Genomic DNA, 14925 nt, shown 5'->3' with positions numbered 1-14925 from the left:
TTGAAAGCAGGATATATAGGGAAAAGAACTAATATTATAGATAAGTAAGTTTTACGGAGAGGATGAACAGTCATGAAGATTGCAATTGCTGGAGGAACCGGCCTTATTGGTTCAACTTTAACTGACTATTTAGTAGAAAAAGGTCATCACATATATATTTTAACGCGAAACCGTTCGAATAAAAAGGAAAAGCCTCAAGTGAAGTTCGTGGAATGGTTAGGAATGGAGACCGAGCCAGAAAAAGGATTAGAGGGTGTGGACGCTTTTGTAAATCTAGCGGGCGAATCCATTAATGGTGGTCGGTGGACAGATACGCAAAAAAGAAAAATCATCGAAAGCCGTATTACTTCTACTAAAGAAATAAACCGAATCATTAAAGCCCTGAAGCAAAAACCGGAAGTACTAGTGAATGCAAGTGCAATAGGATATTATGGCACTTCTCAAGATAAAACTTTCACAGAGAAAGACGAGATACCTGGCACAGGATTTTTGGCATCCACCGTTTTAGCTTGGGAAAAGGAGGCCGAGCATGCAAAAGCGTTCGGCGTCAGAACCGTCTTAACACGATTTGGCATTGTACTGGATAAGGACGAAGGAGCCCTGCCGCAAATGGTTCTTCCCTATAAAATGTTTGTCGGCGGAAAAATTGGTTCAGGAGATCAGTGGATGTCTTGGGTTCATATTAAAGATGTAGCGGGTGCAATTGCCTTTAGTATCGAAAATAAGAAAATAGATGGACCTGTGAATGTGACAGCACCTAACCCGCTGCAGATGAAGGATTTCGGAAAAACAGTCGGAAAAGTGATGAAGCGACCGCATTGGTTCCCCACACCTGGCTTTGCACTTAAAATTGCATTAGGTGAAATGAGCGAACTTGTTTTAGAAGGACAAAAGGTCTTACCTGATAAATTGGACAAATACGGCTATAAATTTTTCTATATTCATCTTGATGATGCATTGTCCAACATATTACAATCAAAGTAAATACAAAATGTAGGAGCCTTGATATGAGTAAATTGTTTTTCAGGAATGCTACCGTCCATCCGATTACTTCCAAGCCAATCTACAATGGGGATGTAATAGTAGAGAACGGAAAAATAGTAGAAGTGGGAAAAAGATTAGAAATCCCAACTGACGCTTTAGTAATTGATTGTAACGAAAAGAATTTATTTCCTGGATTCATTGACGTTCACACACATCTTGGCTTATATGATGAGGGTACAGGCTGGGCAGGAAATGATGCCAATGAAACGATCGAGCCCCTAACGCCGCATATCCGAGCCCTAGATGGCGTTCATCCATTGGATATTGGTTTCCAGGACGCTATCCAAGCAGGAGTAACCACTGTTCATATTATGCCTGGTAGTGCGAATGTCATTGGAGGAACCACCTCTGTCATTAAAACGCATGGAATAAACATCCAAAAAATGCTGGTGAAAGAAACAGCCGGCTTAAAAATCGCCTTCGGGGAAAATCCTAAAAGAATCCATAGTCAAGGAAATAAAGATAGCATCACTCGCATGGGGATTATGGGAATGCTGCGTGAGGCGTTTCATCAAGCACAACATAGCAACGACCCGGAGAATTTACGAATTAAACCAATTGTTATGGCGCTAGAACGGAAAATCCCTGTTAAAATACATGCCCATCGAGCCGACGACATTCTTTCCGGAATTCGTTTTGCAGAAGAATTTGATCTTCGTTATACCATTGAACATTGTACAGAAGGTCACTTAATTGTGAACGAACTAAGAGACAGAAACGCACAGGTTTGTATTGGTCCTACCCTAACAAGGAAATCCAAAATCGAGTTAAAAAACAAAAGTTGGAAAACGTATCAAATTTTAGCTGAAAATGGGGTCGATGTATCGATTACAACCGACCATCCTTATACCCCTGTTCAATACTTAAATGTGTGTGCAGCTTTAGCAGTAAGAGAAGGTCTCGATGAGCAAAAAGCACTAGAAGGAATTACAATTACTGCTGCTAAAAACATCAATGTGGAGGACCGTGTGGGAAGTATCGAAATAGGCAAAGATGCCGATTTGGTGCTATGGTCCCACCACCCCTTTCAATTCCTTGCAAAGCCTGTCATGACAGTGGTTGAGGGCGAAATAATTTACCAAAAAAATTAATAAAAAAGTTGTATCTTTTTCAAATAAAATCGAGTATGATACTGAAGTAAACAAATTAAACAACTAACACTTTGTTTCTAAAATGTTAGGGAAGGCAAATGGTGCGCCACCAGTTTTTACTGGTTCTAGTGGGTTCGATTCCCACCCCGAAATTTTTTGTAATTTAAAAAATTTCGAGGGTGGGTCACGTGTGACAGTTCTGCCCTCAATTGGAGGGATAAGACATGCTCAAAAAACGTGATTTTAACGAATCTCAAGCTCTATATGAGCTTATGGTGCACCCTGAAGTCTTCCCTTTTGTGCGTCATAAAGCGTATTCCTACGATGAGTTTGTGTTCCTTACAAAGCAAACAATCGAATCGGAAGAACGCGGAGAATTGATTTCACGTACCATTATTGATGAGTGGGGCACTCCAATTGGAACAATTAATCTATTCGACGTACAAGACGGGGCTGGTTTTCTCGGTACATGGCTCGGCAAACCTTTTCATGGCAAAGGCTACAACCATATTGCAAAGGATCTATTCTTCGATGAATTATTCTATGAACTGGACATCAAGTCCATCTTCATGCGGATCCGAAAAGTAAACATCCGCTCGATGAAGGCAGCTGAAAAACTACCTTACGTTATTCTTGCAAACGAAACTCGCCAAAGCCTGCTTGAAGAAATCAATGGTGGCGAAGATATCTACAATTTATATGAAATTTCAAGAGACCAATATACACTTTACAAGATGCGTACTCAGCATGAAGTTCTGCATGAGGAACATCAGTTGAAGGAAGCATAAAATTAAAGAGTCTGCCCCCCGTGCATCATGCAGTTCGTATAGGGGCTTCAGATCTCTTTTTTTATTTATTCGTATATTTTCCTTCCAATTAGAAGAAACTAGAAGTAATTACCTATTCTAAGGAGGAATCTCTTATGAAAGAAAAAAAGCGTCAAGATAAAACAAAGAGCACACTAAGCAGTATGCAGGAAGTTACATATTCTAGAGAATTTAGAGCCGCTGATCGTGTTGGAGGATATACGGGGAAACAGCGCTAAATTCCTGGTTGTCGTGAATTTGTAGGAACCGGTCCACATATGACCATTTTCACGGGCTATAGGGTTACACCAGCATTTCCCTTCTATTACGAATCAGTTATTGGGAAGCCTATACAAGAGGACAAGAGGTACTTTCTCTTGTCTATCACTTCTCTATAGGAGGGCTTCGAATGGGCCGTTCACATGGACATAAAACAAGAGACCGAAATAAAGCGTCACTTCCACAGGTTCCTAAAAACGCAAAAACCTATAATCATGATGCAGAGTTTGCTGAAGAAAATCGTGCAGACGGTGAAATTCTAGAAGCTCAAGCACGTGCATCTGCAGCTGGCATTAAACGGAATAGTAAAAAAGATAATTTTAAATGATCGAAAGGCCGAGCAAAAGCAGCTCGGCCTTTTTTGTAATTATTTAACTATTTCTCTAATATATTGTGTTAAAGTATGGTATTATTTAATCTTAATATTCTAATTATTTGATTAACTTTCAGAAAGGTGGTCAAACGTGAATAACCAAAACCGAGCACAGGATTATCATCCCGCTGCCCATGAGAACCCTGCAGGATTTTTGGAAAGGTTTCTTGCGGTCATATTGGACGGAATACTTGTGCATCTTCCAACCTACCTTGTACTTTCTTTTTTATTAAATTTAAACGATCTATTTTCCGATATTCTCTTGTTCTTGTATGCTCTTCTACTTCCTGTCTTGTGGCAAGGGTACACGGTAGGCAAAAAGATAATGAAGATTCGCATCGTAAAGGAAGACGGTACACCGGTTAAAATTGGGACCATGCTTATGCGAAATGTAGTTGGAGGACTTATTTATGCTCTTACTATAGGGATCGGTGTGATAGTGAGTGCATTCATGATTGCGTTTAGAGAAGATAAACGCGCGATTCACGATTTTATTGCTGGTACCATTGTAACCTTTCATGAACCAGATTAAAGCGGCATAAAGGCTCAGAGCAGTGATCGCTCTGAGCCTTTGTTATTATCCTTACTTTTTGTCAAATTTCCTTACCAGGTTTAATGTAGCTCAGCATGTTTCGGATTCGTCTTTTTATCATTATTCGTACGGCGTTGATTCCATCTTTCTTTAATGAACGGAATAGCAATTCTGTCGATTCCGTAGAAGTGTGCTGTTGTTCCTGCTGCTAGTAGTAGGATTGCTGCTGTATATAACATTGGATTGGTGCTTAATGTACCAGCAAGTAAGAAGTTTAAGTTCATGAGTGCAGCTGCGATTAATGCCGGGAAGGTTGCTGCTCCCACTATTAATCCGATTCCGACTAATACCTCGCCCCATGGAATCAGAATGTTGAATAGTTCCACGTTAGGTAAGGCTACATTTTCTAAGAATGCTGCGTACCAGCCTTGAACTGTCGGGTTTTCTCCTTCCGCCTTGGCTATTGCTCCGTGTAAAAATCCTTCAGCGTTAAAATTTCCTATTTTCGGAAGACCTGCTTGTAACCATTGTATACCTAGCCATATTCTTAAAACTGTCCATAGAACCGCCATTTTAGGGCCTTTTAACCATTTCATGATATATTCCTCCTATGATCACTTTGTGAAGTTTTTCACAAGTGTTTTTAAAAAAATATAAGGTCATATTAGCCGGCTAGCTATCTGGTACTTAGAAAGTTTGTGAAGTCTTTCACTTACTTTCTATCTTTACTATAATCCTATTAGGTTAAACATACAATAGGTTTGTGACATTGTTCACAAATAGTTCAAACTAATTATAATTGTTAATAATATTTATCCACATAGGTGTGGATATTGTGGGTAATTTAAAAGAAAGCCGTTATATCCATATTTTATTGTGTGCATAATTCTTGTGGAAAATCCCTCCCTCACCTGTGGGTAATGTGGATAAGTCTGTGTATATCTTATTTCCCAAGGGTTTTGCTTGTTAGTAACTAGTAATTATGACTTATTTTAATTTAGTTAGGGTACTGTTTCAACTCCCTGTTGCTTTCTGTTTCAGGAGTTCTTCCATGGGTGGTGCGGGAGCCGCTTGGCTGCAAACGCCTGTTGTGGGATCCCCTGTCTGCCACTTTCTGACCGCTGAAGTAGTGTCGAGCACTAGCCGCTCCAATCCAGAGAGTGGAACACATTATTTAAATGATGGCGTTCTCTTCTTTCTACATGGTGGTGTGAATAGGGAGGTATATCATCCTAGATGGGAGATGGACTTTAAGATGAACCCCAAAAACCTTTCGTGCATAAATCGTGAGTTCCATGCGCAAATCTTGAGAAGTGGTGCGTAAAATGCCTGTACCGTGCGCAAATCTTCCGTTGTGGTACAAAAAAGTGAGATTCCGTGCGAATCCCCGGAAATTCCGCAACCCCCGAGTGTTAAACCACTATAAATAGTTTGTAACCTCGTAAACGTTGCTTTTCTTCCGATACATTAGCCAAAAGGTACTCACTATTTCACATAAATAGTACTGTGGAACGCCAAACCAGGCGATTTTTCATGGCGCTATAGCAACTTTACTTAGGGTGGAAGACTTTATTCTTCTTTATATTGCTCATTGCTTGTTTCACTTTAAGGGAGCTTTTATATAAAGGGCTCCCCCTTTAAATTTCCTGTTCCTTTCCAGTAGCTACCCCACAATGTCCTTTCCTATCACTTTACGGTAAAATAAAGATACAGCTAAAAGAATGAAATAATGGAGTGTAGTCATGAGTAAATTCATTATAGGATTGGATATTGGAACAACCACAACAAAGTCTGTTATTTTTACTCCACAAGGTGAAGTTATATCAGAATTTGAATGTGCCTATTCCACCTATCATCCGAAACCTAATTGGTCAGAGCAAAATCCTAAAGAAATTGAAAAAGCAGCAAGATTAGCTGTCGCTACCTCGATGAAGCAAAAGAGACTTGTTGCGAGTGACATTATGGGATTAAGCATCTCAAGTGCAATGCATTCTTTAATTTGTATAAACGAGCTAAACGAACCTGTCTCACCCATGATTACTTGGGCAGATGGAAGAAGTTACCCGCAGGCAGCGATTATGAAGGAAACTTATGGTCGGGGAGTGTATGAAAATACAGGAACCCCAATTCATCCTATGTCCCCTTTTGTTAAATTGATTTGGATGAAAGATACACAGTACGGTCCATATTATCAAGCAGATAAGTTTGTTTCCATCAAAGAATATATTATATACAAATGGTGTGGTCAATGGAAGGTAGATTATTCTATTGCCTCTGCAAGCGGCCTTTTTAATTTACATACACTGCAATGGGACGTGGAGGCTTTAGCCATTGCTGGGGTGCACCCAAATCAGTTATCAACGGTTGTTCCTTGTACAGAGCAAGTAGGCCCGCTAGCTTCATCGGTTGCAGAAGAGCTATCCTTAACAACAGAAACGCCTATCATTATCGGTTCTAGTGACGGTGTAGCAGCAAATATTGGGGTTGGCGCAATACATGACGGGGAAACAGCATTAACCATTGGGACTAGTGGAGCCATTAGAAGGTTTTCATCTGAAAAAGGTACCGATCATAAGCAACGGACCTTTCAGTATGTTTTTTCACCGGAGCTTAGGATTGTTGGAGGTGCTAGCAATAATGGAGCTGTTGTCCTTCAATGGCTTGCCCGACAATTTTCCTCTATGACCAAGAGAGATACGATAAGAGAGGCAGATTTAGAAGCATTGGCCTCCACTTCTAGTGCAGGCGCAAACGGGCTGTTGTTTATGCCATATTTGGCCGGAGAGCGGGCACCGAAATGGAATGCAAAAGCAAAAGGTGGCTGGATCGGCCTCACCCTTTCCCACAATAGTGCAGACATGGTTCGAAGTGTGATGGAAAGTGTTATTTTTAACATGTATGAGATTCAGGAGGCATTGATTGATAAGGCTGGACCTACAACTCGGCTACTTGTAAGCGGTGGTTTTGCACGTTCACCCCTTTGGGTTCAAATGACAGCAGACATATTTCATAAGACCGTAATATTACCCAAAAGTCATCAGGCCTCTGCATGGGGGGCTGCGTGGATCGGACTATTTGCTTTAGGAAAAGTAAAATCAATCAAAGAGATTAAGCAGTATATTCCAATACAAAAGGAAATTCTGCCTACCGTTAAGAATATAGCGAGATATAACGAATGTTATGATGTTTACAAAGAACTATATGCAAAAAATAAGCCTTTGTTTAGTGACTTGGATCGATTGCAGCAGTTTTAATCAAAAATAGCGTTTAGAGGGGATACTCTTCTATGCGCTATTTTTCATTTAAGCTCTGTTAGAAATCTCAGCTGGTGATTGGAGCGAAAGGCGAATACTCTGGCGGAGATTGCTTTAAGTTAAAGACCCGCAGGCAGACCCAAGAGGTACATCAATCTAAGCAAATCTTACTTTTACTGCACCTGTTCGTTTTTTTCTGATGCATCATTCTTCATCAACCTTACTTTTCTCGGAAATCAACAGCGGCATTTAACAAATCCTTTGTTTAAATGTTTATTTTCCAGATGGTTTTAATTTAATAGGTAATTTCTCTCTCCTTTCGTGAATGTAAACACATGCATGGTACTGATAATTTACTAGAGAACCTCATTTCAACAGTAAAATAGACATAATTAAATACATAAACTCCTTAATAAAAAGAGTATTATGTCTGATATATTAATTTCTAAATTTTCTGTAACATTACCTTTGTAGACTTCTACATAGAATATGACCAAATTATATTAGGAGGATGATCAATGAAAAAGAAAACTTTTATCCATTCTGTTTTAGCTGGAGCTCTTACCTTTTCCGTTTTGAGCCCAACTGTATTGGCTCATGATGAACTAGGTGGAGGAGATGAAAAATCAGGCAGTTTAGCAGGCGTTGAATTAGAAGCTTCTTTTCTTGAAGGTAGTAAGAATTCTGGGAACTTGCAGGAAGTGGCTGCAGTACCTCTTAAAGAATTGGTCGAAGGTGTTAAGAATTCAACAGGCGATGTTTATGCTCATAAAGGATTTGCCTATTTAGGAACACATAGTGCCAGTGGCGGCTCTGGAGGAGTTCGTGTATTCGATATGAAAGACCCTTCTAATCCTGTTGAGGTTTCTGCTTTTGCCCAGTTTGAGGGTAGCTGGCAGGAAAAAGTCATTGTTAAATCGGTTAATACGAAGCATTTTAAAGGCGATCTCGCAGCAGTCAGTGTGCAGAAATTGGATCGTAATAATCCGGACTCCAAAGGCGGCTTTGCTCTATATGATGTAACAGATCCATATGCTCCTAAGGAATTGGGATTCTGGGAGTCTACTTCAGGTGCACGGGGGACACACGAACTTTATTTAACGGTGCAAGGAAATAACGTTTACGTATTAACGGCTGATTGCTATGCAGATTACTACTCTCATGGTGAAAAAATGGATGTATCGTTTGTAAATGTCTCTAATCCAGCAAGCCCGGAGACAATCTATGAATTTGATCCAAGAAATTATATTGATGAAGTCAGCGACGAAAATTACGATGGCTACAATTGGACGGATGAAGAAGGAGTAAAGCGCAGTGCATTTGCTCATAGTGTCATCACAGATAATCTTGGAAAAACAGCGTATCTGTCCTATTGGGATTTAGGGACAATAATCCTTGACATTAGTGACGTAAAAAATCCAGTATACCTAGGAAGAACTGACTTTGCTTCCAATGTTCAAGGTGCGGCTCATTCATCTACACTAGCAAAAGGCGGAAATATACTGATTGAAACAAGAGAAGTTTTTGGACCAGTTCGCGAGGGTTTTGAATCGGCGTATGGCTATACAATGATTTACGATATCAAGGATAAAACAAACCCTACCCTTTTAAGTACCTTCAAAACTGATTTTACAGAAAAGATCCCAGGTGGAGCAACTGTTCACGACCCTAAGGTAAGAGGAAACACGCTATACCTTTCGCACTATTCTGGCGGAGTTCGAATGGTTGACATTACAAACCCTTCTGAACCTGTAGAAACGGGTGTATATATTCCAAGCAAGTCCAACATTTGGGGAGTCTACGTGGATAGAAATTATATTCTTGCCTCTGATATGGGTCAAGGATTAAAAGTATTGCAAAAGACCGGTCGAGGAATGATGGTAGAGTAAATCAAGAAGGAACGGAAATTAACAAGGAGTTCTCACTGACCACTACCTATTTAAAGCCTAAAAAAGACTACAGAGGGATAATAATTCCTCCATAGTCTTTTTTTACTCTACTCTTTTTCTACCGCTTTAACTACATGATAAACAATTGAATATATTAAGCTGTATGCCTCTCTAATAGTGATGTCCTCATGAAAATCCTCCGCATGATTTAATCCGAAGTTAATATCCCATAACCCATCGCCTTGATTAAAGATAAGACTGATTCCTGACTTGTTTTCCTGTAACACTTTTAAAAAATATGATTTTATTGTAGCTTGATACTTTTTCTTCAGCTTTAGCCCTAAAAGTACGCTATAAGTTCCAAAAACATCATCTAGCTCTAAAGAAACAGCCTCCACACCAAGTTCTTCAAAGTCTGGGGCCTCAAGATAAATAAATTCGCCTTTATGCTCCTTTAAATATTGAATGGAACCTTCTAGAAATTCTGTTTTTTCTTCCGCAAGCGTATTTTCTGTTTCTTTGTCGCATCGCTCGATATAGGACTTAGTGAAGTCCAGCTGTTTCATTTCCATAATCAAAACCCTCTTCCATCGAAAAATTCTACTAGTATCAGTATAACCAAAGAGTGAGAGCTTTTCTTTCTTTTTTATGGCTAACGTTTTTTAATACTAATCCCTGTAAAGCCATAAAAGAGACTTAACAGAGGACTAAGTAAACAGAAAAATGCGTATGGAAGGTAGTCTAATACATCGACGCCGAGGACACCTGCCATGAATACACCACTAACACCATATGGAATAAGTGGGTTGATGACGGTACCTGCATCCTCTAAAATCCGTGATAGGTTCTTTGCGGAAATGTTTTGCTTTTCAAATTCTTTTTCAAAAGCATGACCTGTTAAAATAATTGACATGTACTGTTCGCCGATACATAGATTCACACCGATTGCGGTTGCAACAGTGGACAGAACGAGCTTTCCAGTTGATTCGATAAAGTCCTGTAGCATCTCCATCATTTTATCGATAATTCCAAGCTTCTGGATTAGCCCGCCCATACTTAACGTTAATAAAACCAACGACACCGACCACATCATGCTTTGGATGCCACCCCTGCTAAGAATCGTATCAATACGTTCCTCTCCGGTACTACTTTTGTAGCCATTTTGCATGACATCCATCAATTGAGCAATTGAAATACCAGGTTGCAGAATGAATGCTACGATTGTCCCTACTAGGATGCCAATCATCATAACAAAGATGGCTGGCACACGTTTAATAGCTAAACCAAACATAATAAGCGCTGGTAAAAGTGCCAATGGATGAGTCAGTCCGGCATTCTTCAAGGTTTGCGGAAGCTTTGATAACTCGTCAACAGAACTAAGGTCTCCCGGTTTTCCGATTAAGCTGAACGCTAGTAAACAGATCAGCAAGGCCGGAACTGTTGTCCAGAGCATGTGACGAATATGATCAAAAAGATCGACTTTACAAATGGCAGAAGCAATATTAGTTGTGTCCGATAATGGTGACATCTTGTCCCCTAGAAAAGCGCCTGATATAATGGCACCTGCTATGATGGCAGGGTTAAACCCCATTGCCACACCTAGTGCCATAAACGCAACACCAACAGTGGAAGACGTAGTAAATGCACTGCCAATACACGTACCAATAACTGCTGTTACAAGAAATACACTTGGTAGGAAGTAATCGACTGAGAGTATTTGACTGCCGTAGAAAATAAAGGTTGGAATGGTGCCAGATAGCATCCATACGCCAATTAATATCCCGATCAGGATAAAGAGGAAAATCGGGATAAGTCCCTCCTTTAATCCACTTTTTAAACCATTTTCGATAAAAGTCCATGTTTGTTTTTTCACTAATGCAAAACCCACCAATGCCACGATTGCCCCGAAAATAGGGATATGAGGTGCTGCTTCAAATTTAAATAAGGAGAACCCTATTAAGAGTAGAATAAAGAAGATGATACTGAGAGACTCTATTCGACTTATGTTTAATTTCTGCTTATTTTCCATATTATAATTGCCTCCATTGTTGTAGTATTCTTGATTGTAAAACAGATGGCCAAGAACAAAAGCGCAAGGCGCCCGCTTAGAGACGTACAAACTGGACTGAGCCGAGAGAATCAGGAAACACGAAGAGCGCTAGCGATTCGATGTTGAGCTTACGCATCAGAGGCGAGGGAAGTTTGATAGTCTCTGGCGCCTGGAGCTGGACGCTGCTTACTTTTGAATAAATTATCCACAGCCGGAACTTTTTAAATTTCCTAAACCATAAAAATAGCCCCTCCATCCCTATACATAAGGGACGAAGAAGCTCCGCGGTACCACCCTAATTAGCAAAAATTTGCTCACTTAAAAATGACGATAGCTTAAGAATATGTACGGTAATTCGTCTATTCCTTTCCTAGATTTACACCACCCACCTAGTCTCTGTTTGCTGTAAAGGTAATAAACTACTAAATACAAACTATCAAAAATCTATTCTATTACTCTTCTCGGCTCAGCTATACTATCTTCCATTATCACCAACACACTTAAACGCTTAAACGCTTTTTGGTGTTAAAGTATTATAACTAAATTAATACAATCTAGTGAATATGTCAATCGAAAAATTTGTTTAGATATTTGGTTAAATTATGACTTTCCTGAAAACAGCAATTTGGAAACAATGAAAACCCCCTGTCATACTTATTAGACAGGGGTTCTTAAGTTGCTCTAAAGTACTATAGGTTCTCATTCTGCTGTTTGATTTCATCCCCAGCAATGATGGCATTGGCTACTTCGAGGTTTTTATGTTCATCAACAGAATCTCCTGCAATACTTTTTGCATTAGGAAAGGTCCCGTCTGTTTGAATTGTAATTTCAGGTTCTTTTGTTGCTTGAGGAACATAATTTTTTTTGTTGTTTTTCATAAGAAAGAAACCACTCCTTTAAGGACAGGATGTGCTTTTAATATCCTTTTTATACAAAGAGTTTCAGTGATTTATTGATGCAAGGGGACACCCGCTTGTACTGGTATCTGAATTACAAAGCTTGTTTCCTCGTCATTGGAATAGCAATAGATCTCCCCGTTATGCTTTTCAATTAATTTTTTACAAATATATAGTCCAATTCCTGTTCCAAGATCTTTCGTTGTGAAAAACGGTTCAAAGATTGCGTTTATTACCTCTTCTTTGATTTTGGGCCCATTATTGGTTATCGATAGCTTCATATAATTTTCACTTTCTTCACATAAAACTTTTATGCTTCTTGGAGATTCTTTTTGCTGAAGGGCATCGATGGAATTCATGATCAGGTTCAAGAGTACCTGTCGCAACTCATCCTTATTTCCCGTTATATTAATAGTTGGGTTTGCATCCAAATGAAGTGCTACGTCTCCGTCGAGCAGACTCGGGTACAGAAATTCCACAAGTTCTTGCAATAAGAAAGAAAGGTTCACTTCTTCTTTTTTACTTTCAATCAATTCTTTTCTTGAAACATGCAAAAATTGCGAAATACGGTAGTTCAGCTGACTTAACTCATGCTGCATGATATCTAAATAAGGATGAGCAGGATAATCATGTTGCAATAGCTTGGTAAATCCAATGATGGATGTTAACGGGTTGCGGAATTCATGGACAAAGCTCGAGCTCATTTGACCAAGAATCGTTAATCGCTCTTTATGGGTCTGATGTATATAGATATCTTTCTCTTGCAATTGCTCCTCTTTCAGAATCGTATACTTCTTAACTGCAAGATAGGAGAACGTATCAAATAAATTATTAATCTGTTCAAACACTGGCTGGAATTGTTGAAAAGTTAGTCCAGAGTTCGCCACCCACTTAAGAATTTCGCTTCTGCCAATATTAACATTATTAACAAACTCACTGATATTCACATTGGCTTTTACTCTTTCTTGTGCAGTCTTATGTGCTAGCTGCTCTAATTCCTTTTCATTTATTAAACCATTAAGATCTTTCTTAACTAGCTCATACATTTGCAGACCATTTTTAATAACCTCATTCTTGTAGACATCCTCTTCAGAAATTGCAATTTTCATTTTCCAATTATGTAAAAATTCCTCTGAGTTCTCCTCAAGAAAGCTTATGAGTCTTTCCGAAACTTCAACCATTTCTACACCTTCTCTATTTTTACTTTTATAAATATCATAACAGATTTTATACCAATAATTGAATTTTAAATATTTTCAAAAACTTTTAATTTTGGCTGAACATCCTCTATCATAATCTAGGTAAATATCTCTTGACGAAATAAAGAGAAATAGAATATGATATATTTATAGCAGAAGAGTGGAAGCTATGCTCTCTATGAGCTTATAATACTCCAAAGGGGAGTAGCTTACAGTTATGTCGACAATACGTGATGAATAATCACCGGCCTGACTGGCAACTTAAACGTTGTTTGCGAGACCTTTGCCATTATGGTAAAGGGATTATATTGTATTTTTCAAACCTTTATCAGAATTTTGGTAAAGGTTTTTTGTTGTATTCAAGGAGGAATAACCATCTAAAAGAGAATGTTTTACCCTAGTATTCTATGTATAATTAACACTCAATAAAAGGAGAAAAAAACAGTTGAAATTTTTTTCACAAAAAAAATTATGGATGTGGCTTACCTTGGTGGTAACAATCAAGTTAAATGTTACTACTATTATGACATCTGAAATACACAATCCACCAAGAACTATAGCAACACCTATTGTATAAATGAACCTTACTACACAACGATAATAATTTAGGGGGAAAGTTATAATGCTGAAAAAAATCATGAGTTATTTAAATATCGGGTCTCCTCATGTAGACCTTGTGTTAATGCAGAATCAAATCATGCCTGGTAGCACTGTAAATGGTTCTTTTCATCTGAAAAGCGGCTGGGCAAACCTAGAAATCAAACGGCTGGAATGCGATCTTGTTAAAGTAACAGAAGGCAAAAAAACAGAAACAGTCGATTTAGTAACAACTATTCTGATGTCTAAAAAAATAGAGGCTAAAGAAAAAACGGAAATCCCTTTTAGTTACAGGATTCCCGCCGACCTTCCTCCCTCTTCTGAAGGCTTCACCTATCGATTGAATACCCGCCTCATATTCAGTGAGAATATAAAAAGCTTTGACCATGATGAGATTGTCTTGCTAGGCTAACGTGCTCGAAATTATAGAGAGGAAGAGAATAAATGGACTATGGGTTATTATTAGAATAAGGATGGGTACTACAGCTTGCTATCCTCTCTCAGGACTTTGCAAAGGGTGTGGGATGGAAGGCAATATTTTGGTCCGTCCTTATCTTAATCGGTGTTTCCGGTTGGATCTTGTCGAAAGAAAAACCAAAAGTAGCTGCGCTAGAAGTGGAAGTTGAGTTGCTTAAGTAGTCTAGGGTTAGGAATTGGAATAATGGAATGCGGGCTCAATTAATCGAGAGCCCTTTTTTAAATTGGAGTAGTGGCTATGAAGGAAAAGATGAGGCAGTGTTTCTTATAAAAATTACGGATTAGTGGAAGTCATTCTTTCGTCAGCCATATTGCACCAGCTTTCACATTACCCTCTTTTAACAAAATCTACATCACTTTAATTTCATGTACTTGCTTTGCACGGGAATGTACATCTTCTGCTGCCTTTTCCTCTTTTCATGTACTTACTTTGCTCGG

14 protein-coding genes are annotated in these 14925 nt (G+C 38.9%); 9 read left to right on the top strand and 5 right to left on the bottom strand.

Going from position 1 to position 14925, the window contains the following annotated elements; translation table 11 throughout:
• The first annotated feature begins 72 nt into the window (after window positions 1–72).
• The 6 genes from K9B36_RS16110 to K9B36_RS16085 all read left to right on the top strand — a co-directional run bounded on the left by K9B36_RS16110 (window position 73) and on the right by K9B36_RS16085 (window position 4125).
• Complete coding sequence (locus tag K9B36_RS16110) at window positions 73–984, top strand: TIGR01777 family oxidoreductase (RefSeq protein WP_223703440.1); 912 nt, start codon at window positions 73–75, stop codon at window positions 982–984.
• 23 nt (window positions 985–1007) lie between these two features.
• Entirely contained in the window at window positions 1008–2135 is a 1128-nt protein-coding gene (locus tag K9B36_RS16105) for an amidohydrolase (RefSeq protein ID WP_223703438.1), read from the top strand.
• A 224-nt stretch (window positions 2136–2359) separates the two neighbouring features.
• Window positions 2360–2923: a GNAT family N-acetyltransferase gene (locus K9B36_RS16100; protein WP_223703436.1), complete on the top strand. Its 564-nt coding sequence runs from the start codon at window positions 2360–2362 to the stop codon at window positions 2921–2923.
• Window positions 2924–3057: 134 nt separating this feature from the next.
• Window positions 3058–3180, top strand: coding sequence for a YfhE family protein (locus tag K9B36_RS16095; protein ID WP_223703434.1), 123 nt, complete (start codon window positions 3058–3060; stop codon window positions 3178–3180).
• A 170-nt stretch (window positions 3181–3350) separates the two neighbouring features.
• Window positions 3351–3548 carry a YfhD family protein gene (locus K9B36_RS16090; RefSeq protein WP_223703432.1) on the top strand — a complete coding sequence of 66 codons (198 nt, stop codon included), beginning with the start codon at window positions 3351–3353 and terminating at the stop codon, window positions 3546–3548.
• 136 nt (window positions 3549–3684) lie between these two features.
• A complete protein-coding gene (locus K9B36_RS16085) occupies window positions 3685–4125 on the top strand; it encodes an RDD family protein (RefSeq protein ID WP_223703430.1) in 441 nt (146 codons plus the stop codon).
• A gap of 80 nt (window positions 4126–4205) precedes the next feature.
• Here K9B36_RS16085 and K9B36_RS16080 read toward each other — a convergent pair whose 3' ends face one another.
• The gene (locus tag K9B36_RS16080) at window positions 4206–4721 is read right to left on the bottom strand and encodes a DoxX family protein (protein WP_223703428.1); all 516 of its coding nucleotides are present in this window, start codon (window positions 4719–4721) and stop codon (window positions 4206–4208) included.
• Window positions 4722–5867: 1146 nt separating this feature from the next.
• Here K9B36_RS16080 and K9B36_RS16075 point away from each other — a divergent pair.
• Window positions 5868–7379 carry a gluconokinase gene (locus K9B36_RS16075; protein WP_223703426.1) on the top strand — a complete coding sequence of 504 codons (1512 nt, stop codon included), beginning with the start codon at window positions 5868–5870 and terminating at the stop codon, window positions 7377–7379.
• Between the two features lie 518 nt (window positions 7380–7897).
• Window positions 7898–9268 (top strand): LVIVD repeat-containing protein, encoded by a 1371-nt coding sequence (locus K9B36_RS16070; RefSeq protein ID WP_223703424.1) that lies wholly within the window; start codon window positions 7898–7900, stop codon window positions 9266–9268.
• A gap of 107 nt (window positions 9269–9375) precedes the next feature.
• On the opposite strand, the gene K9B36_RS16065 is transcribed toward K9B36_RS16070, so the two are convergent.
• From K9B36_RS16065 to K9B36_RS16050, 4 genes are all read right to left on the bottom strand, one after another.
• The gene (locus tag K9B36_RS16065; RefSeq protein WP_223703423.1) at window positions 9376–9840 is read right to left on the bottom strand and encodes a branched-chain amino acid aminotransferase; all 465 of its coding nucleotides are present in this window, start codon (window positions 9838–9840) and stop codon (window positions 9376–9378) included.
• 80 nt (window positions 9841–9920) lie between these two features.
• Complete coding sequence (gene nhaC / locus K9B36_RS16060) at window positions 9921–11297, bottom strand: Na+/H+ antiporter NhaC (protein ID WP_223703422.1); 1377 nt, start codon at window positions 11295–11297, stop codon at window positions 9921–9923.
• A 710-nt stretch (window positions 11298–12007) separates the two neighbouring features.
• Window positions 12008–12196 carry a hypothetical protein gene (locus K9B36_RS16055; RefSeq protein WP_223703421.1) on the bottom strand — a complete coding sequence of 63 codons (189 nt, stop codon included), beginning with the start codon at window positions 12194–12196 and terminating at the stop codon, window positions 12008–12010.
• 71 nt (window positions 12197–12267) lie between these two features.
• Window positions 12268–13395, bottom strand: a complete 1128-nt coding sequence (locus K9B36_RS16050) for a histidine kinase N-terminal domain-containing protein (RefSeq protein ID WP_223703420.1) — start codon at window positions 13393–13395, stop codon at window positions 12268–12270.
• 640 nt (window positions 13396–14035) lie between these two features.
• On the opposite strand from K9B36_RS16050, the gene K9B36_RS16045 reads away from it, so the two are divergent.
• Complete coding sequence (locus K9B36_RS16045) at window positions 14036–14422, top strand: sporulation protein (RefSeq protein WP_223703419.1); 387 nt, start codon at window positions 14036–14038, stop codon at window positions 14420–14422.
• Window positions 14423–14925 lie beyond the last annotated feature (503 nt).

It is taken from the genome of Sutcliffiella deserti, assembly GCF_020037475.1.
Lineage (GTDB): Bacteria > Bacillota > Bacilli > Bacillales > Bacillaceae_I > Sutcliffiella_A > Sutcliffiella_A deserti.
The sequence above is the reverse complement of the archived record's forward strand: the minus strand, read 5'-3'. Positions and strand labels throughout refer to the sequence as shown.